Origin of the sequence: Candidatus Thiodubiliella endoseptemdiera (assembly GCF_964212635.1) — a bacterium.
GTDB lineage: Bacteria > Pseudomonadota > Gammaproteobacteria > PS1 > Pseudothioglobaceae > Thiodubiliella > Thiodubiliella endoseptemdiera.
The window spans coordinates 244596-269337 of the sequence record NZ_OZ156463.1 but is presented as its reverse complement, the minus strand read 5'-3'; the positions used below and the strand labels follow the sequence as shown (position 1 = coordinate 269337).

Here is a 24742-nt window from a genome sequence, read left to right as displayed (position 1 = left end):
TATGACACAAGAAGCGTATTTAGAAGCGTTAAGATCAGGTGCACAAATGGACTTTAACGACCTAATGACGCTGATTGATGATAATTTCAACTACACATCTGCATCTTTTACCAATGGTGATTTGCAAAACGCTGCTGATGAAAACCAAGGCAGTGCCAAGTTATTTTGTTTTGGTGCTATCAATCAACTTACTCAGCTTGAAACTCTACATTGCTTTGGGCAATATTACCAAGAAGTGCTTGCCGACTCAAATGGCACTGCGCACCAAAATATTCGTAATTTTATTATTTATGGGTGGGAAGGGTTGAAATTTGATTCGCCAGTGCTTACGAAAAAATAGCAGTTAGATCTTAGACCAAGCGTTACATATTTATTTACTTCCATATTCGTAATAGGCTAAGCCAATCAAAACGAGTGCAATGCCACTAATTTGTGTTAGTGTCAATGTTTCGTTATTGAAGAAAGCCCCTAATAGCAGGGAAAATACAGGCGTTATTAAAGGTATGATGCTAACAACCCTAACGCTGGTGTGGCGAATTAAATAATAATAAGACATAAAACCGATAACTGATCCAAATAAAGCTAAATAACCAATGGATAAAGTGGCTTTTAGATTAACAGCAGGGACAACACCTTCGCTAAAAAACCACACAATGACGAATAGAGGCGCACTGAATAGTAAAGCGCCAGTGGTAGTTTCCAAAGCAGATATGCGTGCATTGATTTGTTTGAGTTTGACAGAAATGAAGGCTTGAAAAACCATACTTATTGTAACAATGGACAGTCCATTGGTTAAATCTCTGGATTCAGATAAAGTGTGTGCGAAAATTACCATCAGCCCACCCAAGCCTAACAACAATCCAACTATCCTATTAATGCTAAAAAGTGTTTCTTTGAGTAATACCAATGCGAACACGCCAGTGATGATAGGGGTAAGTCCAAAGACGATAGAAATAATACCAGAAGGTAAATTGCGTGCAGAATAATAGACTAAACTTAGGGTGATGAATATGCCAAGTCCTGCATAAATATAGTTCCAAATTGCAATCGGTGTTAAGGTGAGTTTTTGTCTTTTAACGAGCAATAATAGCAAGCAAATCGCCAGCCCAACTACCATTCTAGAGGCAGCACTAAAACTGTTGCTCGCACCAAGTGTTGACCAAACAATGGCCAAGGGTGTGGTTGACCAAATGACAATAATGGATAAAAAAACTAAATAAATTGACATACTATTTAGAGACCTTTGCATAAATAGGGATGATTAGCAAAATGACAGATTTTATTAAATTGGAAATTTTTTAAATCCACTCCTAGCAGGGCTAAGGGTGTTTTTAAAAAGTTTGTAATTTGATGAAAGATGGCGTTTTGATGATTATTCATATTTATGCAAAGGTCTCTATTTAATCGTTTATCCATTTTTCAACAGGTCGGACCTGTTGAAAAGTTCACCATTGAGAAAAGTTTGGTGTTTGCCATTTGTTTTTATGTAGGCAGCCTTACTGGCAGGGTGTGAAGTGATAGATTTGCTTGGATTGTCGTATTCAAATTCTTGTAGGATTTTCACATCGTTTGTATCGAGTTTAGTAACAAATTCGGCGAATTGTTCAGCACTAATCTTCAGTAATTTTTGCGCTTGTTTGATGGCAGGTTTTGGAATTAAATTTGGGTTTTGGTTGGCTTGCCATTCTGGGTCTTGGTAGTAGGCATTTTCTAGTTCTTTGGGGCAAGGTTTTTCAAGGAAATCGTGCATTTCTTCAGCGCTATAAGAACGATATCCAAAAGATAAGGTGGTGCAATTATCATCCAAACTGACACCGTGATGCGCAACCTTTGGCGGCACATATAAAACATCACCAGGCTCAACATCAAAGATTTGCTCAGCATTGAATTTGTCCATAATTCTAAGTGGCACATTGTCCAAATAATTATCCATTTCACAATTTTTGCTACTCAAATGCCAGCGTCTTTTGCCGCTGCCTTGTAGTAAAAATACATCGTAATAATCAAAGTGTGGACCAACACTACCGCCTTTTGCTGCATAAGAAATCATCACATCGTCAAAACGCCAACGAGGAATAAAATCGAAATGTTGAATGAGGTCGTGGATTTCCTCAATGTATCTGTCCACACCTTGCACCAACAGCGTCCAATCTTGTTCTGCCAGTTCGGCAAAGTCTTGTTCACTAAACGGACCATTGCGTAACGACCAGTTTTGTAATTTTATTGAGCCAGTGATTAGGCGGGATTCAAAAACTTCTTCGAAGGACAAACCTGCCAATTCATCAGCAGGCATTGGTGAGATAAAATTAGGTAAGGCTTGTTTTATCAGCAGGGGTTTTTTTTGCCAATATTCTTTTAAGAACTGCTGTTGAGATATTTTTCCAAAATGTAGCATGCGTTTGTGATTTTTTTATGTCTATTGATTATTTTAATTTAGTTTTGTGCGTTAAAATAATTCCATTCAAATAAAAAGGAAAAATTATGTTCAAAAAATCTGACACCCTAGCCAAAGTAGATAGCGATATCGCCAACGCAATTGCCAAAGAAGAAGCCCGCCAAGAAGCACATATTGAGTTGATTGCCAGTGAAAACTATACCTCAGTTGCGGTAATGGAAGCACAAGGCTCTCAACTTACAAATAAATATGCAGAAGGTTATCCAGGTAAGCGTTATTACGGTGGTTGTGAGTATGTAGATGTGATTGAGCAGTTGGCAATTGACCGTGCAAAAGCCTTGTTTAATGCGGATTATGCCAATGTGCAGCCTCATTCCGGTTCACAGGCGAATGCTGCTGTTTTTCAGGCGTTATTGATACCGGGGGATACGATTTTAGGGATGAGTTTGGCACATGGTGGACACCTAACACACGGTGCAGCGCCGAGTTTTTCAGGTAGAAACTTTAACGCCATTCAATACGGTTTAGATGAAAGCACCGGCGAGATTGATTATGCTCAAGTAGAGGCACTTGCCAAAGAACATCAGCCAAAAATGATTATCGCTGGTTTTTCCGCCTATTCACGCATTGTAGATTGGCAGCGTTTTAGAGACATTGCCGATTCAATCGGTGCGTATTTAATGGTGGATATGGCACATGTTGCTGGCTTGATTGCCGCTGGAGAATACCCGTCACCCGTCGGCATTGCCGATGTAACCACCACCACCACGCATAAAACTTTGCGTGGGCCACGAGGTGGTTTGATTTTGGCAAAAGCCAATGCAGAGATTGAGAAAAAACTCAATTCTGCCATTTTCCCTGGTATTCAGGGAGGGCCATTAATGCACATTATTGCTGCCAAAGCAGTGAGTTTTAAAGAGGCAATGAGCGATGACTACAAACTCTATCAAAAACAAGTGGTTAAAAATGCACAAGCAATGGCGACTGTGTTTATTGAACGAGGCTTTGATGTGGTGTCAGGCGGCACAGATGACCATTTGTTTTTAGTCAGTTTCATCAAGCAAGGTTTAACTGGTAAAGCTGTTGACGCAGCCCTTGGTAATGCACATATCACTGTGAATATGAATGCTGTACCAAATGACCCACAATCCCCATTCATCACCAGTGGCATCCGCATCGGCACACCCGCGGTAACAACCCGTGGTTTTGGCGAATCAGAATGTGGTGAATTGGCATTAATGATATGTGATATTTGTGATAATTTAGACAATCAATCCGTCATTAATGCGGTTAAAACTAAGGTGGCAGCGCTTTGTGCTAATCACCCAGTTTACGGTTAAAGAAAATAATGCATTGCCCCTTTTGCCAATCCGATGAAACCAAAGTATTAGATACGCGTTTATCTGACAATGGGGCACAGGTTCGCAGACGCAGAGAATGTGCTGCCTGTGGGGAACGCTATCCAACCTGTGAAATGATGGACTTAAACCCACCTAGATTGATTAAAAAAGATGGTAAACGCGAAGCATTTGATGAATACAAACTCCGTTCTGGACTGCTAAAGGCCTTGGAAAAACGCAATGTTGAATCTGAAGCGATAGAAACTTCGGTATGTGATATTGTGCATAGATTGACAACCCAATCTGAAAGCGAAGTTCCTGTTGAAAAACTTGGTGAGTGGGTAATGGAAGAACTCAAGCTGTTAGATGAAGTGGCTTATATTCGTTTTGCTTCTGTCTATCGTCAATTTCAAGATGTTGAGGCTTTTCGTCAAGAAATCGATAAATTAATGGACAAAAATGGCAAAAACTAAGTCAGAATTCCTCTGTCGAGAATGCGGTGCATCTTGTCATCAGTGGGCAGGGCAGTGTTTAGAGTGCAAAGAGTGGAATACTTTAGAAGAAGTGGCTTTGTTCAAGATTACCTCTTCAAAACCAGAAAGCCTACAAGATTTACCTCCTTCAAAAGTGCAAAAACTCTCTGAAATTAAATCTGAAAGAAAATCTAGACTGACCACAGGGCTGACGGAACTTGACCGCACTTTGGGCGGTGGTTTGGTAGATGGCTCAGTAGTATTAATCGGTGGCGACCCAGGTATCGGCAAATCTACCCTGATTTTGCAAGCCATGGCTGTCATCAACAAAGAGAATACCGTCTTATATGTGAGCGGCGAAGAATCCGCACAGCAAGTAAGCGATAGGGCAGTGCGTTTGGGTATTAAAGAAGATGTGTTGTTTTTAAACGAAACCCATTTAGAGAAAATTATCCGACTTGCCAAAGAATTACATCCTAAAGTTATCGTTATTGACTCCATTCAAACCATGGCAACCGATGGTTCAACTTCCGCCCCTGGATCCGTTACCCAAGTACGAGATTGTGCCGCGCAACTGACGCAATATGCTAAACAAACCAGCACCATTTTATTTTTAATTGGGCATGTGACTAAAGGCGGTGCATTAGCGGGGCCAAGGATTTTAGAGCATATGGTGGATTGTGTTTTGTATTTTGAAGGCGATGCAGGTGGTCGTTATCGTATTATCCGTGCCGTTAAAAACCGCTTTGGTGCTGTGAATGAAATCAGTGTTTTTGCCATGAGCGAAACTGGATTGCAGCAGGTGGAAAACCCTTCTGCCATATTCTTATCCAATCAAACCAAGCCACTTCCAGGTGCAATGGTTATGGTTACTCGCGAAGCTACTCGCCCTCTAATGATAGAACTACAAGCACTGGTTGATCAAGCTAATGGCAACCCAAAGCGTATCTGCGTAGGCTTGGATCAAAACCGTTTAGCACTGCAACTCGCCATTTTGCATAAACACGGAGGCATTGCCACTTTTGACCAAGATGTTTTCGTTAATGTGGTTGGTGGTATCAAAGTCAATGAAACTGCATCAGACCTAGTAGTAATGCTCACAATTTCATCCAGCCTTAGGAACAAAGTCATCCCCAAAGACTGGATTGCCTTCGGTGAAGTCGGACTCACAGGCGAAGTTCGTCCTGTTTACAACGCTATCGAACGCCTATCTGAAGCTCAAAAACACGGATTCAAAACTGCCATCATCCCCAAAGCCAATACCCCAAAAAAACTCATTAAAGGTATCAAAGTCATTCCTGTGGAATACCTTTACCAAGCTTTGCAATATATGGCTGAAAATAGTTAATTTTTTAACAAAAACAAAAAAGGGATTGCTTGCGCAATCCCTTTTTTAGAATATGGGGCGAGAAACGGGGCTCGAACCCGCGACAGCCGGAATCACAATCCGGGGCTCTACCAACTGAGCTATTCCCGCCATAAACTAAGTGCGTATTTTAACCATAACGGACAAGGGTTTGTAAAAGATTTTAATTAAAATTTACACTATTAAGCTTATAGGTGAAGTCCTTGTTGCGGATTAGGACGGGGATGTAGTATTTGTTTCTGGCGAAGTAAACCTCTGTATTTCCGTCTGAGCTAATGACATGGATGAGGTTGCTGCTATTATTCTGGACTTGTTGATAGTATTTTTTGGCGATGCTTTCGCCGTTATTTAACAACAAGTAAAAATTCTTTTCATTTGAATTTTTTGCTAGTGCATTGCTAATGGATAAGGTTTGGTTGAGTGGGTCAACTTGCATTTTTTTAAGGTAAATATCAATGTCTTTTTTGACTTGGTTACCATCGCGTTCAAAATTTTGATAGCGTTGCGATTGTAGCCCAAACTGGTTAAGGGTAAAAGTAGATTTTGAGCGAATTTGATAGTCTTTAATTAGGAAGGCTAACCCTTCGGTTTGTGCATCTAGCGTATAAGTATAGACATCCCCCTTCTTGCGTAAGGCTATTTTCACCTGTGCAATTTCAAAGTCCGACACTGACAAAGTGTAAGTTGCTGTGTGGGGTTTAAGTGCCAGTACTGAGGTGGAAAGTAAGAGTAATATTAAAAATTTCATTGTGTTATTATAATGTAATAAGGGGCAGGTAACTATATAATATGCACAATATTGGAGAGTGAATTGAATCAAGAACTATTTTTATATATTAATGCATTTGCAGGAAAAAATCAATATCTTGATGCAATTGGTATTGGTTTGGGCGAGTATTTTCCATATCTACTAATCACACTTGTGGTTTATTTATATTTTGTAATGCAACATAAAAACGAAACCATTTTTGCTTTTTTGAGTACGATTTTGGCATTATCCATCAGTCGTATCATTGGCTTGTTGTATTTTCATAATCGCCCCTTTATGGATAATATCGGCGTTACTTTAAAGGAACATATTGCCGATTCTTCATTTCCATCAGATCACACGACTTTTGTATTTGCCGTTATTGGTACTTTGTTGCTGTTCAAGCCTACACGGAAAATAGGTGCTATACTATTGCCTTTCGGGATTATCAGCTCATTTTTACGAGTTTTTGAGGGGGTGCATTATCCATTGGATATTGTAGCAGGTATCGTTGTTGGTGTTATGAGTGCACTTATTGTCTATCAATTAAGATATAGGTTGTTCGTTATTAATGGTGTTATTCTGAAGATAGAAAAAATGCTATTTAAATAAGTCGAGAGAGGGGTTATAAACCTCAGTTTTAACTTTAAACAACCCTAACAAAGAGTGGGAAATGTTGTCGTGAGATGATGGTTTATCAACGGTAGCCGATTTTTCATCGCTAAACCACGCTAACATCGGTACATGAGTTTGTTCTTTAGGTGCAATAATGTAAGGTAGTCCGTGTAAATATACACCTCTTTCCCCCAGTGATTCGCCATGGTCAGAGGCGTAGAAGACAAAGCCATTGGTGTAGTTATCTTTAATCAGTTGTATGCTGCTGTCAATTAGGTAGTCGGTGTATAAAATACTGTTATCATAGGCATTATCTACTTCTTCATGGCTGCATTTTTCTGGAGTATTTTCACACACAGGGGTAAATTTACCAAAAGCTTTGGGGTAGCGACGATAGTATCTTGGTCCGTGAGATCCAAGCGAGTGTAACACAATCAGCACATCAGAATTTTGCTTATCAATGGTATTTTTTAAATCATCCAACATTGCAATATCCAACTTATTTTCAGAGAGCATATTTCTATTTTCAATCCGAGCACAAACCCCTTTACAACTGGAATTATTGTCTAGCCAAAAAACTTTCACCCCTGCTTTCTTCAATATATCCAGCACATTAGATTGATTATCTGCCTTTTGTGGCGAGTAGTCGTCTTTACCTAATAATGAAAACATACAAGGTACTGAATATGCCGTCGAAGTACCACAGGAAGCGGTATTACTAAAATTTATCAGATTGCGCTTGGACAATCTCGGATTTGTGTCTTTGTCATAGCCATTCAAAGCAAAACGATCAGCTCTTGCGGTTTCCCCAACAATAAAGATACCCACAGTTTTTTTCTGCTTACCTTCAATAACTGCATCACCACCAATCACTTTAAAATATTCTTTACGACTTGGAAAATAAACATCATCCACATAAGAATACCCGGCATTAATCACAAATAACGGATTGATAAAATAACGCAAATCCCGATTTTCTCTCCCAAAATAGGTGACAGATTTCATATTAGCCCAAATCATCATAATGCAAACTGTTACCACTACAAGCGTTGCTAAAACCCTATTTCTGCTTTCAATCAAAAAAGACTGTCGTTTAATTTTAACCATCCATAGCAATACAATCGGCACAAGCCCAAAAATACTAATATGTATTACCAGCGGAACAGACAGTAATTCCAACGCTTCTTTGGTATTCTGCTCTTTAATATTGTCAATGATATTAGCGAGCATAAATTGGTCAAATACCACGCCGAGCTTAGAAAAATAACCAATAATGGCAGAGACTAATAATATAATGGATAAAAATACTTTGAGTGTAATCTTGTTACTGAATAACACCAATACGATATATAAAATCGCAAAAAATAAACCCATAAAACCCACTGTAAATCCAAATCCAGATGCTTCAAAAAAATTAATCCTTTGGAATAATTTATCCCAAAATACCAAGTTATCGAATACAACAATAAAGCTACAAACCATGAATAATAAGCGATTGACAGTCATTACCCTATACCTCATCTGATTTTCTTTTCAATAGTAAAAATGCAATCGTTAAAGCCACGATAGTAGGCACTGAGGCACTGAAGAGTGGGTCATAGTCAAAACGCAACGAGATTACCCCGCCAATGCGTGATGACAATTCAAAAAACAAACTAATAACCACCCCTAAAAATATTTTCTTACCGAGTGTCGCATCGCGCAATGAGCCGAAGATAAACAGCATTGCCATCATTAGCATTGCCACCAAAGTAATCGGCTTAACCAATCGTTTGTATAATTCCACCTTAAAAGCCCCTGAAGCCAGATAATTGTCATCCAAAAACACCATGTGTCGATATAATTCCCAGCTGGACAATTCTTCCGGATCTTTCTTTAAGGAATCAATTAGCCCTTGGTCAAAAGACACACTAGTATCATAACGCTGATAATCATTAGACTGAATATTTGTCAACTTTCCATCTAATTTTAATTGATAATGTTTGGCTTTTTCAAGGTTAAGATTGCCTTTATTAAATACTGCTTTTTTAGAATGAAAAACCGAGTCTAATTGATATTTGTCGTTAACTTTAATTAGTGTTACATCGCCAAAAATATTACCACCAAAGTTCTTTTTAACATTGATAATTGTATCGTCATTTTTAAGCCAAAAACCCTGTCGACTGACATTAGAAACGGCATACCCTAATGACTTAGTTTTATAAGATTCTGCATATTTTTCGGTAACAGGTGCGATAAACTCACCTAGCAACATTACCGTAAAAATAAATAACAGAGCAATTATCACCACTTTTTGTACAATCTGCATAATAGAAAGCCCGCCACTACGCACAACAATTAACTGAGAAGTGGAAGCTAAATGCCCTAAGCCCAGTAAACATCCCAACAAAATGATTACCGAGGAATGAGAGTAAATCACCGCAGGTAAATCCGCAACCACATAAATAATTGCCGATACAATCGTATAATTCTGCTGCCCAATCAAATCCACCTCATTAATAAAATTAAACAACGCATAAACCCCCACCCAAATCCCCATTACGCTCAAAGTGTAAATGAGTAATGTCATGGCAATATAACGGTCAAGAATTTTCATAGTGAATATTTTAGTTTATTTTGATTAAACCCAGTACCTTTAATTTAATAATATAGAGACCTTTGCATAAATATGAATAATCATCAAAACGCCATCTTTCATCAAATTACAAACTTTTTAAAAACACCCTTAGCCCTGCTAGGAGTGGATTTAAAAAATTTCCAATTTAATAAAATCTGTCATTTTGCTAATCATCCCTATTTATGCAAAGGTCTCATATAGTATTACTACATTTTTAAATAAAATACCATATGAAAAAAATACTAGTAACAGGCGGTGCGGGCTATATCGGTACACATACTTGCATTGAGTTGATTGAGGCGGGATATAAGATTATTGTGGTGGATAATTTGTGCAATGCGTCGTTGGAGGGATTGAAGCGCGTTAGGCGGATTGTGGGTGTAGATATTCCTTTTTATCAGGTGGATGTGCGGGATAAAGTAGGGCTAACGAAAGTTTTTGAAGTGCATAATTTTGATGGGGTGATTCATTTTGCGGGGGCTCAAAGCGGTGGGAGAGTCGGTGGAGATGCCGATTAAATACTACGATACCAATGTCGGCGGGACTTTTATTTTGGCTGAGGTAATGCGTGATTTTGATTGTAAAACTTTTGTGTTCAGTTCTTCAGCAACAGTTTATGGTAATCCAAAAATGGTGCCAATTCGCGAGGATTTTCCCTTGTCAGCCACCAATCCTTACGGGCGTTCAAAGTTGATGATTGAGGAATTTTTGCAAGATGTTTTTGTGGCAGACGATGCCTGGAATATTGCCTTGCTTCGTTATTTCAACCCTATTGGTGCACACAAAAGTGGGTTGATTGGCGAAAATCCGAACGGTGTGCCTAACAATCTTATTCCATATATCTCACAAGTGGCAGTTGGGAAACTTGATAAATTAAATGTATTTGGCGGCGATTATGATACAGCTGATGGCACTGGCGTTCGGGATTATATCCATGTGGTGTATTTGGCAAAAGGGCATGTGAAAGCCTTGCAAGCATTGGACGAACCACAGGTGCTCATCGTTAATCTTGGCACAGGCAACGGTTACTCAGTGTTGGATATGGTTAAGGCTTTTGAAAAATCATCGGGCAAAATTGTGGCTTACAAAATTGTTGATAGGCGTGCTGGCGACATTGCTACTTGCTACGCCGATGTAAGTTTTGCCAAAACGAAATTAGGCTGGCAGGCTGAACGCGAGTTAGATGAAATGTGTGAAGACACTTGGCGTTGGCAAAGTCAAAATCCTGATGGGTTTTTAAATGAGACCTTTGCATAAATATGAATAATCATCAAAACGCCATCTTTCATCAAATTACAAACTTTTTAAAAACACCCTTAGCCCTGCTAGGAGTGGATTTAAAAAATTTCCAATTTAATAAAATCTGTCATTTTGCTAATCATCCCTATTTATGCAAAGGTCTCTAAATATTACTTAGTTTCTCAACAGCAATTTTAATATTGTCCATACTCGTAGCAAACGAAAAACGTACATAACCTGCAGCACCAAAGGCAGATCCAGGCACAAGAGCAATATTAAGTTTTTCAAGGCAGTAGGTAGAAAGTTCCACATCATCTTTTAATTCCAATCGCTTGATTAAGCCTTCCACGCGTGGGAATGAATAGAATGCACCTTGTGATTTTGGGCATTCAATGCCGTCAATTGCATTGAGTGTATCAACGATGAAATCATGTCTTTCACTGAACGCTGCTACCATGGTATCAATAATATCTTGGTCACCATTTAAAGCTTCTAATGCTGCTGCTTGAGCGATAGAACATGGATTTGAGGTGGATTGACCTTGAATTTTTTTCATTGTTTTGATAATGGCTTCTGGACCTGCACCATAGCCGATACGCCAACCGGTCATGGCATAGCCCTTAGACACGCCATTAAGAATAATAGTGCGTTCTTTCAGACTTGCATCCGCCATAACGATATTGATAAAATCATCTTTGCCATTGTTGACGCCCCAACGAATATGCTCGTAGATATCATCAGTGATAATAAGCACTTGTGGATATTTCCTCAACACTCTTGCCAACGCTTGTAATTCTGTTTTGCTATACACAGCACCCGTCGGATTAGATGGGCTGTTAATGACAAAAAGTTTAGTTTTATTGGTAATATTGGCTTCTAATTGTTCAGGTGTAATTTTAAAATCTTGTTCTAATCCTGTTTCTACAATGATTGGTGTGGCGTTTGCCAAAATCACCATATCGGGGTAACTGACCCAATAAGGCGATGGAATGATTACTTCGTCGCCTGTATTGAGCACAGCCTGACACAGATTGTAGAATACTTGTTTACCGCCTGAGGATACCATGACTTCGTTATTATTGTAGCTCAAGTCGTTATCGCGTTTGAATTTGCTGATAATCGCATTTTTCAATTCAGGTGTGCCATCAACTGCTGTATAGCGGGTTTGCCCATTTTTAATCGCAGCAATTGCCGCATCTTGGATATTTTTTGGTGTGTCAAAATCTGGTTCTCCTGAGCCCATTGGAATGATTTGAATGCCTTGTGCTTTTAATTCATTGGCTTTAGCGGTAACGGCTAATGTGGCAGAAGGTTTAACTTTGCCAACTCTGTCTGAAAGAATATAGTTCATAGTTTCTTTGTGTTTAAAATGTTAAAATTCAGCGTTTATGATAATCAAAAAATTGCTTAATGGGTAAGAAATTTCAATTAAGGTCACAATTTTCTCCGATGGGAGATCAGCCAAGTGCGATTAAGACACTGGTGGATGGTATTAATGCGGGTGAAAAATTTCAGACATTGCTTGGTGTAACAGGCTCTGGAAAGACTTTTACTTTGGCAAATGTGATCGAACAAACCAAACGAGCAAGTTTGATTATGGCACCAAATAAGACACTTGCGGCACAATTATATAGTGAAATGAAGGCATTTTTTCCGAATAATGCGGTGGAATATTTTGTTTCTTACTACGATTATTACCAGCCCGAGGCGTATATGCCAGCGAGTGATACTTATATTGAAAAAGATTCGTCTATTAATGAACAAATTGAACAAATGCGTTTGAGTGCAACTAAGGCGTTGTTGGAACGGGATGATGTGATTATCATTGCTAGTGTCTCGGCGATTTATGGCTTAGGCGACCCTGAGAGTTATCTGCAAATGTTGTTGCATTTGAGCGTGGGTGAGATTATTAATCAACGAGAGATTTTGTCGCGCTTATCGCAAATGCAATACACCCGGAATGATGTTAGTCTGACGCGTGGGCATTTTCGAGTTAAAGGAGAGGTGATTGATATTTTTCCTGCGGATTCGGAGGAGCAGGCGGTGCGATTGGAATTATTTGATGAAGAAATCGAATCAATTTACTGGTTTGACCCGTTGACGGGTGAGAAATATAAACGCTTACAACGCATTACCATTTACCCGCAAACGCATTATGTAACGCCGAAATCTAAAATTTTGAATATGATTGATGACATCAAAGCGGAACTTAAAATTAGACAAAAAGAACTTTTAACGCAAAATAAATTGGTAGAAGAGCAACGCCTCACACAGCGAGTGCGTATGGACATTGAAATGATGACTGAACTGGGTTATTGTAATGGTATTGAAAATTATTCACGCTATTTATCGGGTAGAGAGGCAGGACAACCGCCACCAACGCTATTTGATTATTTACCCGAAAATGCATTAGTAATTTTGGACGAGTCGCATGTAACAGCCAGTCAAATTGGCGGTATGTATAACGGCGATAGGGCGCGTAAAACCACACTGGTGGAATTTGGATTTAGGCTGTCATCAGCACTTGATAATCGTCCGTTGAAGTTTGCCGAATTTGAAGATAAAGTGCATCAATGTCTGCTGGTTTCAGCTACGCCTGCGCAGTATGAGTTGGATATTTCCACCACGGTTGCCGAGCAAGTGGTGCGACCAACGGGGTTACTTGACCCAGAGATTGAAATACGCGGTGCAGAAACACAAGTGGACGATTTGCTCAGTGAAATACGCAAACGCGTTGCAGTAGGAGATCGTGTTTTGGTAACCACTTTAACCAAACGAATGTCTGAACAATTAAGTGATTATTTGAATGAACATCAAGTTAAAGTGCGTTATTTACACTCTGATATTGATACTGTTGAACGAGTGGAAATTATTCGTGATTTGCGTTTGGGTGTTTTTGATGTATTGGTTGGCATTAACTTACTCAGAGAAGGTTTAGATATTCCAGAAGTGTCTTTGGTGGCAATTTTAGATGCTGATAAAGAGGGTTTTTTACGCTCTGAACGCTCACTCATTCAAACCATGGGCAGGGCTGCACGAAATATCAACGGCCATGTGATTTTATATGCCGACAAAATTACCAAATCAATGCAAAAAGCGATGGATGTCACCGACAGTCGCCGTAAAAAACAAGAGCTCTATAACAAAGCCAACGGCATTACCCCTAAAAGCGTAGTGCGCCCAATTGTTGATATTTTAGACGCTGATTCGATAGTCTCCGATCCAAAAGGTGAGTATAACACCCCAATTATGACAAAATTAACCCCTGTGCAACTCGCCAAAGAACTAAAAATATTAGAAAAAGAGATGATGAGCTTTGCAGAAAACTTGAAATTTGAACAAGCTGCAGGTGTGCGTAACCAAATTAAAACACTTAAACAGGGGCAGTTTTTGTCATGAGTCCTATACTAACTAGTGTTGAAAAAATTATTAAGGGTAAAGAAGAATATTTGCGTTTTTATGTTAAAGATCCTAATTTTTATACAGACTATCTTATCAATACCAAAAAAAATGGATGCCGTTTCATTATTAAGCCTTGTTACAGAAATCTTCTAGATGAAGGTAATAAAACTTACTACCTAATTGAAGAGGTATCACAAGTTGATATGCGCTTAAAAACAGAAGATTTTAAGTACTGTATTTTTTTAATAGACGCTGACTTTAGATCTTTCTCATTCGTTAAAAAATCTAATTTTTATAAGGCTATATTTACCCAACATGCTAATTTTTCTCTTGCTGTATTCAATCAAATAGTTGTTTTTTCTAGAGCTAAATTTATGCAAGATGTTGATTTTTCTAATGCTGAATTTACGCAATCTACTTATTTTCTTGGTGCTAAATTTATTAAAAATGTTAATTTTTTTAATGCACGCATACACCATATCGTGAATTTTGCATATGCTACCATTGGTAGCCTTGATTTAAGCCATGCAATCATTGAGCGCATTATGTATGAGGATATAGTACTTACCTCTGCCAATCGCCAGACATTTTTAATATTTAGAGACCTTTGCATAAATATGAATAATCATCAAAACGCCATCTTTCATCAAATTACAAACTTTTTAAAAACACCCTTAGCCCTGCTAGGAGTGGATTTAAAAAATTTCCAATTTAATAAAATCTGTCATTTTGCTAATCATCCCTATTTATGCAAAGGTCTCATTTAAAAATATGGCACTTAAACAAAACGATCAAATTAAAGCCTTAAAATTTCATATAAACGAGTATCAAGAGTATTTAGTAGAATTAAGAAAAAACAAAACAGTTAAAAATTTCTTAGACAGATTTATTTTAACTTTTGAATCTTGGGCAAGTACTTTTAATACTAGTGTTATTCGCTCGATAACGCGCCTTGTTGGTATTGTTTTGTTGTTTTATGTTTTGATTAATGGTTTTAATTACGATGCAAAAACTATTATTGATTTTGCCTCACCGTTAAGTTACGATATTGATAAGATATTTACTTCTGTAAGTGATACAGATAGATATCTATTTTTCTTTTATAAGAGACCTTTGCATAAATATGAATAATCATCAAAACGCCATCTTTCATCAAATTACAAACTTTTTAAAAACACCCTTAGCCCTGCTAGGAGTGGATTTAAAAAATTTCCAATTTAATAAAATCTGTCATTTTGCTAATCATCCCTATTTATGCAAAGGTCTCTATAAAATATTACAAGTTGTATTAATTTATGAAATCATCAAATCCTTTAGAAAATTTTCTCGTGCATTATGAATATTGAGCTTAATATTAATGAAATTTTTTATTCTTTGCAAGGTGAAGCTCGTGAAGTTGGTCTACCGACTGTATTTGTACGCTTGACAGGCTGCCCATTGCGATGCACTTATTGTGATACTGAATACGCGTTTAAAGGCAATAACCTATTAAATATTGATGATATTTTAAACAAGGTCAAAAAATACAACACCCAATATGTTTGCGTTACAGGTGGTGAACCGTTGGCGCAGACTAATTGTCATATTTTGTTAGATAGATTGGTTAAAGAAAATTATCGGGTGTCATTAGAAACCAGTGGCAGTATTGATATTGGTGATATTAATCCAGGTGTGTCAATTGTGATGGATGTTAAAACCCCATCGTCAAATGAGTCGGATAAAAATCGATACAACAACATAGAAAAGTTAAAAACTAAAGACCAGTTAAAATTTGTGATTGGCTCAAAGGCTGATTTTGATTGGAGCGTGGAGATTTTAAACAAATATCAAGCAACAGCGGGAGTGTTGTTTTCCCCTGTGTTTAACACCGTCATGCCAAGCGAATTGGCACAATGGATTTTAGATGCCCAACTTAATGTACGCCTGCAAGTGCAACTGCACAAACTGCTTTGGGGCGACGAAAAAGGAAAATGAGGAAATCCTTATTTCTCATTTTTTATTGAATGGTTATTTTTCTAATCTGAGACCTGGGTTTGTTAAGTTTTGGGATGGATATTTTTAACACTTTTTCTTTAAACTCAGCAGTGATATTATCTGTATCGCCATCTTTGGGAATAGAGACAACTTGTGAGAAACTGCTTGATGAACTTTTGTTGTTGCTACTTGAATTTTGTTTGGCTTTGATAATAAGTCTGTTGTTAGCACTAGAGATATTGAAGTTGCCTTTATCAATGTTTGGGGTTTTAATCTCCATTACATAACTGTTAGTGCCCTTGTCAAAATACTGTTTTGAATGGGAGTTTAGGGCGTAGGTGTCATTTTTTAGTTTGTTTATTTGATGGTCAAATTGTTGAAATTGACGGTTAAAATCATGCCAGAAGTCATCATTAAACATAGAATGATTAAATAAATTTGACTGAGAATAACCGTGTGCACTGAGTGTTGTTGATATTAATAGCGTCATAATGACTAATGTTTTTTTCATGTTTTATCTCCAATATTTGTTAAATACAAGTTTGTCATTTTTATTATATGGATTTTAAAACAAAATTTCAAGTGCTAAGCCAACTTATCATCTGCTACATGATAAGTTGGGTCTTCTAAAACATTAACTTCTACCAAGTTTTTAGCGGTTTTTAATAGTAAATGACACTCAGCACTTAGGTGCTGCAGGTGCAAGGTTTTTCCGACGCGTGTGTAACGGGTAGCAAGTTTGTCAATGGCTTGAATGGCCGAATGGTCTAACACTTTGGAGTTGCCAAAGTCAATATAAACATCATTTGTATCTTCCTTGGGGTTGAATAATTCTTGAAAATGCTCTTTTGAAGCAAAGAACAAAGTACCGTTGACTTCGTAAACATTATTGCCTTTATCATTTTGACTTTGTTTGATGTAAATTTTGCTGGCTGATTCCCAGGCGAATGAAAGAGCAGATAAAATCACACCAACAATCACTGCAAGTGCCAAATTATCAGTCAAAACGGTAATCACTGCCACTGAAATACCTGTAATGATATCTAATACAGGTATTTTTCCAAACAAACTGAGTGTACACCACTCAAATGTACCAATAACCACCATCATCATCACCCCAATCAGCACGGCAATTGGAATCATTTCGATATATTCAGATAAATAAAGGATAAATAATAGCAGTGCAACGGAAGCCACGATACCTGAAAGGCGACCACGACCACCTGACTTGACATTGATAATACTTTGCCCCACCATCGCACAACCACCCATACCTCCGAATAAACCCGTAACAAGGTTGGCAGCGCCTTGCCCCACGCTTTCACGGTTAGGCTGACCTGTGGTTTCTGTGAGGTCATCTACAAGATTTAGGGTTAATAGGCTTTCAATCAAACCCACCAACGCCATGGTTAGTGCATAAGGGAAAATAATCATTAGGGTTTCTAAATTGAATGCCACATCAGGAATATGAAAAGCAGGCAACCCTCCTTTAATAGAAGCGACATCACCAACTGTGCGCGTATCCAACCCAAGCCAAATAACCGCCAAACTGCCGACAATCACGGCAACTAAAATTTCAGGTACAGCTTTGGTGAATTTGGGCAGGAATTGAATAATTGCCATTGTTGCAATGATAATAGCCAGCATAATCATTAGTGGTTCACCTGTAATCCAGGCATCACCTACTTTAAATTGTTTGATTTGTCCGATGAAAATCACCATTGCGATACCGTTTACAAAGCCCAAAAAAACTGGGTGTGGTACAAGGCGAATGAATTTACCCAATTTAAGTGCACCGAATGCGATTTGTAACAAACCTGTTAGCACTACAGCGGCAAACAAATATTCCACTCCATGTACAGCCACTAAAGTGCCAATTACCACAGCAATTGCACCTGTAGCACCAGAAATCATCCCTGGACGACCGCCGACAATAGAAGTTACCAAGCCAATAGTGAAAGCAGCGTATAAACCCACTAATGGAGAAACGCCAGCGAGTAGAGCAAAGGCAACGGCCTCAGGCACTAAGGCGAGGGCAACGGTTAAGCCCGATAAAAGGTCGTTTTTTGGATGGGTAGAGAGATACTTATGGATAAGCGAGAACAGCATAATTTCCTTGGGTTGAGTGGTTAATGGTTTATTTTTTGGCTGGCACAATGGGCGTTGATGATTTGACCCTTGCATTTTGTCCACGATGACGCAATACATGGTCCATCAATGTGATTGCCAACATTGCTTCAGCAATTGGTGTGGCACGAATACCCACACAAGGATCATGACGACCGGTAGTGATTACTTCTGCCAGTTTACCCTCTACATTAATACTATCAATTGGCAAACGCAAACTTGAAGTGGGTTTGAGGGCGATCGACACCAATAAATCCTGTCCAGAACTAATGCCACCGAGCGTACCACCTGCATTATTTGACTCAAAACCTTTGGTGCTGATTTTGTCACGGTGCTCAGTACCTTTTTGAGTGATAGAATCAAAACCAGCCCCAATTTCCACACCCTTAACCGCATTAATGCTCATCATTGAATGTGCCACATCGGCTTCTAGCCTGTCAAAAATTGGCTCACCCAATCCTACTGGCATATTTGTAGCAACAATATTAATGCGTGCACCGATAGAATCACCTGCTTTTCTCAGTGCATCCATATAATTTTCAAGTTCGGTAATTTTACTAACATCAGGGCAAAAAAATGGATTGTTATGAATCTCGTTCCAATCCAATGTTTCCATTTTAATTGGGCCAAGTTGTGCGAGATAGCCTTTAATCTCAATCCCAAATTCTTGTTTTAAATATTTTTTAGCAATACCGCCACACGCCACTCGCATTGCAGTCTCGCGAGCAGAAGAGCGACCACCACCACGATAATCACGCACACCATACTTTTGCTGATAAGTGTAATCTGCGTGACCAGGACGAAAAGTATTGGCAATATTACTATAATCCTTAGAACGCTGATCAGTGTTTTGAATAATGAGTGCAATCGGCGTCCCCATGGTTTCACCCTCAAAAGTACCCGATAAAATTTTCACCAAATCAGCTTCACGGCGTTGCGTTGTATGACGAGAGGTGCCAGGTTTCCTTAAATCCAAATCTCCTTGTAAATCCGCTTCACAAAGCATCAACCCTGGCGGGCAGCCGTCAACAATACCTACCAACGCCTCACCATGCGACTCGCCAGCAGTTGTTACTGTGAATAATTTACCGACACTATTACCACTCATTTACCACTCCTTGTGTTGCGGAATATCATCACAGATAGTATCCCAGTTTGCCTTTGATTTGACAAAAATATGTTTTTCAATAGATTCACTTACTTCAGTGGTCATTGTGCCTAGCCTTACTCTTATATAGTCAGGGTTGCTTTTAAGTTTTGCCATAATTGGTGCACCGCAAGATTGACAAAAGAACCGACTTTTATTGTCATTTTCTTTAAACTCAGTCAAATTACTCTCACCCTTTAAAAATTTAAAATTTTTATTCTCTACATTACCATTAGTGGCAAATGCACTACCTTGCACACGCCTACATTCACTGCAATGACACATAATAATATCCGTAATTTTCTGTGCAATTTGAAATTTCACCTTACCACACAAACATTGACCTTGATGCATAAGAAAATCCAGTTAAATAATTAATTATACCTTAAAGGTTATTTATTAATAGATTGAGACCTTTGCATAAATATGAATAATCATCAAAACGCCATCTTTCATCAAATTACAAACTTTTTAAAAACACCCTTAGCCCTGCTAGGAGTGGATTTAAAAAATTTCCAATTTAATAAAATCTGTCATTTTGCTAATCATCCCTATTTATGCAAAGGTCTCAGATTATGAAAAATGGTGCCCTCGAGAAGATTCGAACCTCTGACCTGCCACTTAGGAGGCGGCTGCTCTATCCAGCTGAGCTACGAAGGCATTTATACATTATCGTATCATTGCGGGATAAAATCAAGATAAAATTACCTATTATTTGTGAAAGATTGTCAACAAACACTAACATTGGCTCAGAAGGGTGATGCTGAAGGTCGACACACATCAGGCTTAGCGTATGAAGATTTTGGGCAGGAATTTGAGTAATATGAAAAATCTGCCAATCAAGAGTAAGCAAAAGCACAGTATAATTTAGGTGAGACCTTTGCATAAATAGGGATGATTAGCAAAATGACAGATTTTATTAAATTGGAAATTTTTTAAATCCACTCCTAGCAGGGCTAAGGGTGTTTTTAAAAAGTTTGTAATTTGATGAAAGATGGCGTTTTGATGATTATTCATATTTATGCAAAGGTCTCAGGTGTCTTTTTGGCATTTGGGAAAGGCGTGAAAAAAACATAATGCAATCAAAACATTGGATGCGAATGAGAATGGATATCCGGGTGTGAGTATTTTTTAAAAGGAAAAAAACATGAAAACAAAAGACATTAAGCCGAAAGATAGGCTAATTTTTGCATTAGATGTGCCAGAAATAGGGAAGGCTAAGGAGCTGGTAAAGCAACTTGATGATAATGTGACTTTTTACAAAATCGGTATGGAATTGCTGATGACAGGGCAATATTTTCAGTTGATGGATTGGTTAATTGCACAAGATAAAAAAGTTTTTGTAGATTTAAAGTTTTTTGATGTGCCAGAGACAGTAGGTAGAACAATTAGTCGTTTGAGTGATTATGGTGCAACTTTTGCTACCATTCACGGCAACCAAGCGTTAATGGAAAAGGCAGCTGAGAATAAAGGCGACCTTAAAATCCTTGCTGTAACTGCATTAACCAGTCTTGATAGGGGTGATTTAGATGATTTAGGCTTTAAGTGTGATGTGCAAGATTTGGTAATTTCTCGTGCCAAACGCGCCTTTGAAGCGGGCTGTGATGGCGTAGTGTCTTCGGGTTTAGAAGTGCCATTTTTGCGTGAATTTGTAGATAACAAACTGATTGCGGTAACACCAGGTATTCGCCCCGTGGCAAATGATGATGACCAAAAACGCGTGGTTGATGTGGCAACTGCATTTAAATCAGGATCAGATTATATTGTTGTTGGTCGCCCGATTAAAAATGCTATCAATCCTTATCAAGCAGCCAGTGAAATTCAAGAAATTATTAAAACTTGTTTTTAAAACCCTTTATAATTACCTATTTTTAGTCGCGTAGCTCAGTTGGTTAGAGCACTACCTTGACATGGTAGGGGTCGGTGATTCGAATTCACTCGCGACTACCAAATTTTAAAGAGTCCATCTGAATTAGATGACTTTTTTATTTTGTTTAAATTTTTTTTATCTTTTAGAGACCTTTGCATAAATAGGGATGATTAGCAAAATGACAGATTTTATTAAATTGGAAATTTTTTAAATCCACTCCTAGCAGGGCTAAGGGTGTTTTTAAAAAGTTTGTAATTTGATGAAAGATGGCGTTTTGATGATTATTCATATTTATGCAAAGGTCTCTTTTAAACCCTTTTATAGTAAGGGCTTATATATTATAATATTATTATATTCTAATATAGAGTTGACTTTCGATATGGTTACCGTATAATATGCACTTGTCAGGCAAATACTTGACGCAAATCAAAGCATATCAATAACGATGTGTTAAATTTCATTTTGGGAGAATACTATGAAAAAAATTATCGCAATTACTGCTCTAGTAGCAGCAACATCAGCTTCGGCTTTCTTTAACAACGGTTCTAATGGCTATAATGGCAATAACTGGGGTGGCGCTAACAACTGGGGTCCTTTTGATTCAGGTTCAAACTTCGGCCCTATGAATGGCGGCTCTAACTGGGGTCCTATGACTGGTGGTAATAACTGGGGTCCTTTCAATGGCGGTTCTAACGCAGGACCTTTCAATGGTGCTCAAAACTGGGGTCCATTTAAGGGCGGCAACAACTGGTTGAATGACACTGATTTTGGCATGAACTTTGACACTAAGAACAAGAATAACGCAACCGGTTCAGGTTCTGCAGACGGTAGTGCAACTGGTGTTGCTGATGCAACCGCCAAAGGTCAAGCTGATGCTTTCGCTAAAGGTCAAGCAGATGGTTTCGCTAAGGCTCAAGCTGATGCATATGCTAAAGGTTATGCTGATGCACAAGCAAGAGGCGCCTCTAACAATAACACTGCTAAGTAATTTTCAGTTTTGTTAGTTGCTGATTAAATTCAGCAATCGCTAAAAAAACCACCCTTTGGGGTGGTTTTTTATTGCCTGCAATACCATTCTCATATACAATTCACACTATGAAAAAAATATTATTATTATTGCTATTGTTTAGTTATTTAATATTAGCTAAAGAAGATATTTACGAGCAAGGTAAAGATTATTTTTATGGTATAACAGTTGAACAAAATTATAATAAGGCATTTAAACTATTCTCCCATGCAGCTAAATTAGATAATATCAATGCACAAACTGCATTAGGTTTAATGTATATACAGGGCAAGGGGGTTAAGCAAAATGATAAAAAAGGAATCGAACTACTGAGAAAATCTGCTCACAGTAATAGTGCCAAAGCACAATATTATCTTGGCACTATGTATTATTTAGGGATTGGAGGTAAGCGTGATTTTAATATTGCCTTTAGGTGGATTAAAAAATCTGCAGACCAAAATTATGCAGATGCACAACAAAATTTAGCTGAATTTTATGAACAAGGTAAGGGCACTAAAAAAGATTTAAAAAAGGCGAATAAATGGTTTTTGATGGCTGCAAAATCGGGTAATGCAGATGCACAATATCGCATTGCCAGCGATTATTTAAAAGAAGATAATATTGAAAAAGCAAAACCTTGGCTGTTAAAAAGTGCCGAACAAGACAATGCAGACGCACAATATCAGTTAGGTTGGTTGGTTTTGCAAGATATCGTACCTAATTACGAGATCTCTTTTGATTGGTATAAAAAATCCTATGACAATGGAAATGATAAAGTGGCTTATATCTTGGCAAGTTTGTATGATCAAGGTTTAGGGGTTGAGAAAGATTACCGCCAATCGCATATTTTTTACCAAAAGTCGGTTAAACAAGGTAATTTAGACGCTTATTTGGACATTGCACGACATTATCAAAAAGGGCAAGGGGTTGGTAAAAATCTAATCAAGGCTTATAATTTTACTCTTGCTGCTGCAAGAGCAGGGCATCGTATTGCACAACGCGAAGTTGCGCAGATGTATCGAGTAGGCAAAGGGGTTAAAAAGTCAAATAAAAAAGCAAAATACTGGTCTAAAAAATTCAGAAAGTAAAAGGTTGGGCAAGTGCATAAATTGCAATTAACAGACGCTTGGTCGTTATAATACCTACCATTATCTCTAAAAATAACTAATAAAATGCAAACTAACTACGATATTGTGATTATTGGCGGTGGACCGGCAGGACTGAGCTTTGCTTGTTCGATGATAGAAGCGAATATCAAGGTTTTGGTGGTGGAAAGGTCTAATTTAGAAGCAATTTCTAAGCCGACTTATGACGGCAGGGAGATTGCGTTAACACATCAATCGTTGAATACTTTGACCAAGTTGGGGGTTTGGGCGTTGGTGGATCAGGATGAAGTGTCTTTACTTAAAGAGGCTAAAGTATTTGACGGTGATTCATCGTCGTTATTAAATTTCAAAAGTGAGACATCAGGTATTGAAGCCTTGGGTTATTTAGTGCCGAATTATCAGATACGACAGGCGTTGTATCAGCGTGTATCACAAGCAGATAATATAACAATAATGACTGATGCAATGGTAAAGGATGTGAATTATTGTGAATCGCATTCCAAGGTAATTTTTGCAGACAAATCAACGATTGAGACAAAATTAGTGATTGCAGCAGACAGTCGTTTTTCGGGTATTCGCCGTAAAGTTGGCATTCCATCAACAATGAAAGATTTTTCCAAGGTGATGGTTGTGACTAAGATGAAGCATGAAAAAAGTCATCAAAATATTGCTTTAGAGCGTTTTGATTATGGGCAAACTTTGGCGTTGTTGCCAATGATAGGTAACGAATCTTCAGTGGTGTTGACAGTAAAAACAGAGCAATCTCAGGCAATAATTGATATGAGTGAAGCAGATTTTAATGCCAAAATGACGCAAGATTTTAGAGGAGAGTTGGGGCAATTAACCCAAGCTGGTGAGCGACATTTTTATCCTTTGGTGGGTGTGCATGCAGCCACTTTTATTGCTGATCGTTTTGCTTTGATTGGGGATGCGGCAGTTGGGATGCACCCGGTAACTGCGCATGGATTTAATTTGGGCTTAAGAGGACAGGATATTTTAGCAACTTTGGTAAAAGAGGCATTAGAATGTGGGCAAGATATTGGTTCAAATGCTTTATTGCGTTTGTTTGAGAAAAAGCAAATACACCTGACTCGTGTGATGTTTTACGGCACCAATGGCATTGTGGCGTTATTCACCAATGACACGCCTATTGCCAAACAAGTCAGAAGATTTGTATTAAATTTTGCAGAACGCTTTCCACCGATTAAGTATTTAATTACACAACATTTAACTGAGTCTAGCAAAGGTTTTCCAGGCTTGAAAAAATTATTACAGAAATAAAATAAGACCATAGAATTAACCTAGTACAATTTATGA

General features: G+C 38.2%; 30 protein-coding genes, 3 tRNA genes and 1 pseudogene. 19 read left to right on the top strand and 15 right to left on the bottom strand.

Features of this window, described 5'->3' with window-relative positions; genetic code table 11:
* The first annotated feature begins 1 nt into the window (after nt 1).
* The gene (locus tag AB8525_RS01480; RefSeq protein WP_369152038.1) at nt 2-340 is read left to right on the top strand and encodes a HopJ type III effector protein; all 339 of its coding nucleotides are present in this window, start codon (nt 2-4) and stop codon (nt 338-340) included.
* A gap of 30 nt (nt 341-370) precedes the next feature.
* On the opposite strand, the gene AB8525_RS01475 is transcribed toward AB8525_RS01480, so the two are convergent.
* From AB8525_RS01475 to AB8525_RS01465, 3 genes are read right to left on the bottom strand one after another with little or no spacing between them, the layout of a single operon-like run.
* On the bottom strand, nt 371-1249 hold the full coding sequence (locus tag AB8525_RS01475; protein ID WP_369178174.1) for a DMT family transporter: 879 nt from the start codon (nt 1247-1249) through the stop codon (nt 371-373).
* Nucleotides 1234-1380 (bottom strand): hypothetical protein, encoded by a 147-nt coding sequence (locus AB8525_RS01470; protein ID WP_369149988.1) that lies wholly within the window; start codon nt 1378-1380, stop codon nt 1234-1236. The genes AB8525_RS01475 and AB8525_RS01470 overlap by 16 nt, the downstream gene beginning before the upstream one ends.
* 28 nt (nt 1381-1408) lie before the next feature.
* Nucleotides 1409-2395 (bottom strand): cupin domain-containing protein, encoded by a 987-nt coding sequence (locus AB8525_RS01465; protein WP_369152034.1) that lies wholly within the window; start codon nt 2393-2395, stop codon nt 1409-1411.
* An 86-nt stretch (nt 2396-2481) separates the two neighbouring features.
* Between AB8525_RS01465 and glyA the strand changes: the two genes are divergently transcribed.
* From glyA to radA, 3 genes are read left to right on the top strand one after another with little or no spacing between them, the layout of a single operon-like run.
* Nucleotides 2482-3735, top strand: coding sequence for a serine hydroxymethyltransferase (gene glyA, locus AB8525_RS01460; RefSeq protein WP_369178172.1), 1254 nt, complete (start codon nt 2482-2484; stop codon nt 3733-3735).
* 8 nt (nt 3736-3743) lie between these two features.
* On the top strand, nt 3744-4208 hold the full coding sequence (gene nrdR / locus AB8525_RS01455) for a transcriptional regulator NrdR (protein ID WP_369178171.1): 465 nt from the start codon (nt 3744-3746) through the stop codon (nt 4206-4208).
* On the top strand, nt 4195-5556 hold the full coding sequence (gene radA, locus AB8525_RS01450; RefSeq protein WP_369152028.1) for a DNA repair protein RadA: 1362 nt from the start codon (nt 4195-4197) through the stop codon (nt 5554-5556). Before nrdR ends, radA begins: the two co-directional genes overlap by 14 nt.
* A gap of 53 nt (nt 5557-5609) precedes the next feature.
* Here the strand turns inward: radA and AB8525_RS01445 are convergent.
* Nucleotides 5610-5685 (bottom strand) — tRNA-His (locus tag AB8525_RS01445).
* A 52-nt stretch (nt 5686-5737) separates the two neighbouring features.
* On the bottom strand, nt 5738-6322 hold the full coding sequence (locus AB8525_RS01440; protein ID WP_369178169.1) for a hypothetical protein: 585 nt from the start codon (nt 6320-6322) through the stop codon (nt 5738-5740).
* A 63-nt stretch (nt 6323-6385) separates the two neighbouring features.
* On the opposite strand from AB8525_RS01440, the gene AB8525_RS01435 reads away from it, so the two are divergent.
* Nucleotides 6386-6934 (top strand): undecaprenyl-diphosphatase, encoded by a 549-nt coding sequence (locus AB8525_RS01435; protein ID WP_369178167.1) that lies wholly within the window; start codon nt 6386-6388, stop codon nt 6932-6934.
* Here the strand turns inward: AB8525_RS01435 and AB8525_RS01430 are convergent.
* Both AB8525_RS01430 and lptG read right to left on the bottom strand, forming a co-directional pair.
* Nucleotides 6923-8419 carry a phosphoethanolamine transferase gene (locus AB8525_RS01430; RefSeq protein ID WP_369179071.1) on the bottom strand — a complete coding sequence of 499 codons (1497 nt, stop codon included), beginning with the start codon at nt 8417-8419 and terminating at the stop codon, nt 6923-6925. The genes AB8525_RS01435 and AB8525_RS01430 overlap by 12 nt on opposite strands.
* Before the next feature lie 28 nt (nt 8420-8447).
* Entirely contained in the window at nt 8448-9533 is a 1086-nt protein-coding gene (lptG, locus tag AB8525_RS01425) for an LPS export ABC transporter permease LptG (RefSeq protein ID WP_369152022.1), read from the bottom strand.
* 72 nt (nt 9534-9605) lie between these two features.
* On the opposite strand from lptG, the gene AB8525_RS01420 reads away from it, so the two are divergent.
* The 3 genes and pseudogenes from AB8525_RS01420 to AB8525_RS01410 all read left to right on the top strand — a co-directional run bounded on the left by AB8525_RS01420 (nt 9606) and on the right by AB8525_RS01410 (nt 10960).
* A complete protein-coding gene (locus AB8525_RS01420; protein WP_369150120.1) occupies nt 9606-9755 on the top strand; it encodes a hypothetical protein in 150 nt (49 codons plus the stop codon).
* 92 nt (nt 9756-9847) lie between these two features.
* A pseudogene (gene galE, locus AB8525_RS01415) lies at nt 9848-10811 on the top strand (UDP-glucose 4-epimerase GalE); the annotation flags it as partial.
* Between the two features lie 2 nt (nt 10812-10813).
* On the top strand, nt 10814-10960 hold the full coding sequence (locus tag AB8525_RS01410; protein ID WP_369149988.1) for a hypothetical protein: 147 nt from the start codon (nt 10814-10816) through the stop codon (nt 10958-10960).
* Here the strand turns inward: AB8525_RS01410 and AB8525_RS01405 are convergent.
* The gene (locus AB8525_RS01405; RefSeq protein WP_369178165.1) at nt 10957-12144 is read right to left on the bottom strand and encodes a pyridoxal phosphate-dependent aminotransferase; all 1188 of its coding nucleotides are present in this window, start codon (nt 12142-12144) and stop codon (nt 10957-10959) included. The two genes, AB8525_RS01410 and AB8525_RS01405, sit on opposite strands and share 4 nt — an antisense overlap.
* Before the next feature lie 59 nt (nt 12145-12203).
* On the opposite strand from AB8525_RS01405, the gene uvrB reads away from it, so the two are divergent.
* From uvrB to queE, 5 genes are read left to right on the top strand one after another with little or no spacing between them, the layout of a single operon-like run.
* The gene (uvrB, locus tag AB8525_RS01400; protein ID WP_369178164.1) at nt 12204-14192 is read left to right on the top strand and encodes an excinuclease ABC subunit UvrB; all 1989 of its coding nucleotides are present in this window, start codon (nt 12204-12206) and stop codon (nt 14190-14192) included.
* Nucleotides 14189-14962: a pentapeptide repeat-containing protein gene (locus tag AB8525_RS01395; protein ID WP_369178162.1), complete on the top strand. Its 774-nt coding sequence runs from the start codon at nt 14189-14191 to the stop codon at nt 14960-14962. Before uvrB ends, AB8525_RS01395 begins: the two co-directional genes overlap by 4 nt.
* 4 nt (nt 14963-14966) lie before the next feature.
* Nucleotides 14967-15326, top strand: a complete 360-nt coding sequence (locus tag AB8525_RS01390) for a hypothetical protein (RefSeq protein ID WP_369178161.1) — start codon at nt 14967-14969, stop codon at nt 15324-15326.
* Nucleotides 15319-15534 (top strand): hypothetical protein, encoded by a 216-nt coding sequence (locus AB8525_RS01385; protein ID WP_369152018.1) that lies wholly within the window; start codon nt 15319-15321, stop codon nt 15532-15534. The genes AB8525_RS01390 and AB8525_RS01385 overlap by 8 nt, the downstream gene beginning before the upstream one ends.
* Nucleotides 15531-16169 (top strand): 7-carboxy-7-deazaguanine synthase QueE, encoded by a 639-nt coding sequence (gene queE, locus AB8525_RS01380; RefSeq protein WP_369178159.1) that lies wholly within the window; start codon nt 15531-15533, stop codon nt 16167-16169. Before AB8525_RS01385 ends, queE begins: the two co-directional genes overlap by 4 nt.
* Nucleotides 16170-16191: 22 nt before the next feature.
* On the opposite strand, the gene AB8525_RS01375 is transcribed toward queE, so the two are convergent.
* The 4 genes from AB8525_RS01375 to AB8525_RS01360 all read right to left on the bottom strand — a co-directional run bounded on the left by AB8525_RS01375 (nt 16192) and on the right by AB8525_RS01360 (nt 19767).
* A complete protein-coding gene (locus tag AB8525_RS01375; RefSeq protein ID WP_369178157.1) occupies nt 16192-16680 on the bottom strand; it encodes an Hsp20/alpha crystallin family protein in 489 nt (162 codons plus the stop codon).
* 74 nt (nt 16681-16754) lie between these two features.
* Nucleotides 16755-18278, bottom strand: a complete 1524-nt coding sequence (locus tag AB8525_RS01370; protein ID WP_369179069.1) for a SulP family inorganic anion transporter — start codon at nt 18276-18278, stop codon at nt 16755-16757.
* Between the two features lie 28 nt (nt 18279-18306).
* Nucleotides 18307-19404, bottom strand: coding sequence for a chorismate synthase (gene aroC / locus AB8525_RS01365; RefSeq protein WP_369152014.1), 1098 nt, complete (start codon nt 19402-19404; stop codon nt 18307-18309).
* Complete coding sequence (locus AB8525_RS01360; RefSeq protein ID WP_369152012.1) at nt 19405-19767, bottom strand: GFA family protein; 363 nt, start codon at nt 19765-19767, stop codon at nt 19405-19407.
* Nucleotides 19768-19869: 102 nt separating this feature from the next.
* On the opposite strand from AB8525_RS01360, the gene AB8525_RS01355 reads away from it, so the two are divergent.
* Entirely contained in the window at nt 19870-20022 is a 153-nt protein-coding gene (locus AB8525_RS01355) for a hypothetical protein (protein ID WP_369152011.1), read from the top strand.
* A gap of 4 nt (nt 20023-20026) precedes the next feature.
* Here AB8525_RS01355 and AB8525_RS01350 read toward each other — a convergent pair.
* Together AB8525_RS01350 and AB8525_RS01345 are read right to left on the bottom strand one after the other, a co-directional pair.
* Nucleotides 20027-20103, bottom strand: a tRNA-Arg gene (locus tag AB8525_RS01350).
* A gap of 207 nt (nt 20104-20310) precedes the next feature.
* The gene (locus AB8525_RS01345; protein WP_369150026.1) at nt 20311-20460 is read right to left on the bottom strand and encodes a hypothetical protein; all 150 of its coding nucleotides are present in this window, start codon (nt 20458-20460) and stop codon (nt 20311-20313) included.
* A 130-nt stretch (nt 20461-20590) separates the two neighbouring features.
* Between AB8525_RS01345 and pyrF the strand changes: the two genes are divergently transcribed.
* Entirely contained in the window at nt 20591-21292 is a 702-nt protein-coding gene (gene pyrF, locus AB8525_RS01340; protein ID WP_369152010.1) for an orotidine-5'-phosphate decarboxylase, read from the top strand.
* A 24-nt stretch (nt 21293-21316) separates the two neighbouring features.
* Nucleotides 21317-21393: transfer RNA gene (locus tag AB8525_RS01335), tRNA-Val, on the top strand.
* Nucleotides 21394-21455: 62 nt separating this feature from the next.
* On the opposite strand, the gene AB8525_RS01330 is transcribed toward AB8525_RS01335, so the two are convergent.
* The gene (locus AB8525_RS01330) at nt 21456-21602 is read right to left on the bottom strand and encodes a hypothetical protein (protein WP_369149988.1); all 147 of its coding nucleotides are present in this window, start codon (nt 21600-21602) and stop codon (nt 21456-21458) included.
* A gap of 186 nt (nt 21603-21788) precedes the next feature.
* On the opposite strand from AB8525_RS01330, the gene AB8525_RS01325 reads away from it, so the two are divergent.
* The 3 genes from AB8525_RS01325 to ubiM all read left to right on the top strand — a co-directional run bounded on the left by AB8525_RS01325 (nt 21789) and on the right by ubiM (nt 24706).
* Nucleotides 21789-22301, top strand: a complete 513-nt coding sequence (locus tag AB8525_RS01325) for a hypothetical protein (RefSeq protein WP_369152008.1) — start codon at nt 21789-21791, stop codon at nt 22299-22301.
* Between the two features lie 107 nt (nt 22302-22408).
* Nucleotides 22409-23407: an SEL1-like repeat protein gene (locus AB8525_RS01320; RefSeq protein ID WP_369152006.1), complete on the top strand. Its 999-nt coding sequence runs from the start codon at nt 22409-22411 to the stop codon at nt 23405-23407.
* A gap of 84 nt (nt 23408-23491) precedes the next feature.
* On the top strand, nt 23492-24706 hold the full coding sequence (gene ubiM / locus AB8525_RS01315; protein ID WP_369178154.1) for a 5-demethoxyubiquinol-8 5-hydroxylase UbiM: 1215 nt from the start codon (nt 23492-23494) through the stop codon (nt 24704-24706).
* Nucleotides 24707-24742: the final 36 nt, after the last annotated feature.

Bases quoted from the DNA above. Each gene is read 5' to 3' on its own strand.
- AB8525_RS01480 (WP_369152038.1), top strand. From the start codon at position 2: ATGACACAAGAAGCGTATTTAGAAGCGTTAAGATCAGGTGCACAAATG.
- AB8525_RS01475 (WP_369178174.1), bottom strand. From the start codon at position 1,249: ATGCAAAGGTCTCTAAATAGTATGTCAATTTATTTAGTTTTTTTATCC.
- AB8525_RS01470 (WP_369149988.1), bottom strand. From the start codon at position 1,380: ATGAATAATCATCAAAACGCCATCTTTCATCAAATTACAAACTTTTTA.
- AB8525_RS01465 (WP_369152034.1), bottom strand. From the start codon at position 2,395: ATGCTACATTTTGGAAAAATATCTCAACAGCAGTTCTTAAAAGAATAT.
- glyA (WP_369178172.1), top strand. From the start codon at position 2,482: ATGTTCAAAAAATCTGACACCCTAGCCAAAGTAGATAGCGATATCGCC.
- nrdR (WP_369178171.1), top strand. From the start codon at position 3,744: ATGCATTGCCCCTTTTGCCAATCCGATGAAACCAAAGTATTAGATACG.
- radA (WP_369152028.1), top strand. From the start codon at position 4,195: ATGGCAAAAACTAAGTCAGAATTCCTCTGTCGAGAATGCGGTGCATCT.
- AB8525_RS01440 (WP_369178169.1), bottom strand. From the start codon at position 6,322: ATGAAATTTTTAATATTACTCTTACTTTCCACCTCAGTACTGGCACTT.
- AB8525_RS01430 (WP_369179071.1), bottom strand. From the start codon at position 8,419: ATGGTTTGTAGCTTTATTGTTGTATTCGATAACTTGGTATTTTGGGAT.
- lptG (WP_369152022.1), bottom strand. From the start codon at position 9,533: ATGAAAATTCTTGACCGTTATATTGCCATGACATTACTCATTTACACT.
- AB8525_RS01420 (WP_369150120.1), top strand. From the start codon at position 9,606: ATGAATAATCATCAAAACGCCATCTTTCATCAAATTACAAACTTTTTA.
- AB8525_RS01410 (WP_369149988.1), top strand. From the start codon at position 10,814: ATGAATAATCATCAAAACGCCATCTTTCATCAAATTACAAACTTTTTA.
- AB8525_RS01405 (WP_369178165.1), bottom strand. From the start codon at position 12,144: ATGAACTATATTCTTTCAGACAGAGTTGGCAAAGTTAAACCTTCTGCC.
- uvrB (WP_369178164.1), top strand. From the start codon at position 12,204: ATGGGTAAGAAATTTCAATTAAGGTCACAATTTTCTCCGATGGGAGAT.
- AB8525_RS01395 (WP_369178162.1), top strand. From the start codon at position 14,189: ATGAGTCCTATACTAACTAGTGTTGAAAAAATTATTAAGGGTAAAGAA.
- AB8525_RS01390 (WP_369178161.1), top strand. From the start codon at position 14,967: ATGGCACTTAAACAAAACGATCAAATTAAAGCCTTAAAATTTCATATA.
- AB8525_RS01385 (WP_369152018.1), top strand. From the start codon at position 15,319: ATGAATAATCATCAAAACGCCATCTTTCATCAAATTACAAACTTTTTA.
- queE (WP_369178159.1), top strand. From the start codon at position 15,531: ATGAATATTGAGCTTAATATTAATGAAATTTTTTATTCTTTGCAAGGT.
- AB8525_RS01375 (WP_369178157.1), bottom strand. From the start codon at position 16,680: ATGAAAAAAACATTAGTCATTATGACGCTATTAATATCAACAACACTC.
- AB8525_RS01370 (WP_369179069.1), bottom strand. From the start codon at position 18,278: ATGCTGTTCTCGCTTATCCATAAGTATCTCTCTACCCATCCAAAAAAC.
- aroC (WP_369152014.1), bottom strand. From the start codon at position 19,404: ATGAGTGGTAATAGTGTCGGTAAATTATTCACAGTAACAACTGCTGGC.
- AB8525_RS01355 (WP_369152011.1), top strand. From the start codon at position 19,870: ATGAATAATCATCAAAACGCCATCTTTCATCAAATTACAAACTTTTTA.
- AB8525_RS01345 (WP_369150026.1), bottom strand. From the start codon at position 20,460: ATGAATAATCATCAAAACGCCATCTTTCATCAAATTACAAACTTTTTA.
- pyrF (WP_369152010.1), top strand. From the start codon at position 20,591: ATGAAAACAAAAGACATTAAGCCGAAAGATAGGCTAATTTTTGCATTA.
- AB8525_RS01330 (WP_369149988.1), bottom strand. From the start codon at position 21,602: ATGAATAATCATCAAAACGCCATCTTTCATCAAATTACAAACTTTTTA.
- AB8525_RS01325 (WP_369152008.1), top strand. From the start codon at position 21,789: ATGAAAAAAATTATCGCAATTACTGCTCTAGTAGCAGCAACATCAGCT.
- AB8525_RS01320 (WP_369152006.1), top strand. From the start codon at position 22,409: ATGAAAAAAATATTATTATTATTGCTATTGTTTAGTTATTTAATATTA.
- ubiM (WP_369178154.1), top strand. From the start codon at position 23,492: ATGCAAACTAACTACGATATTGTGATTATTGGCGGTGGACCGGCAGGA.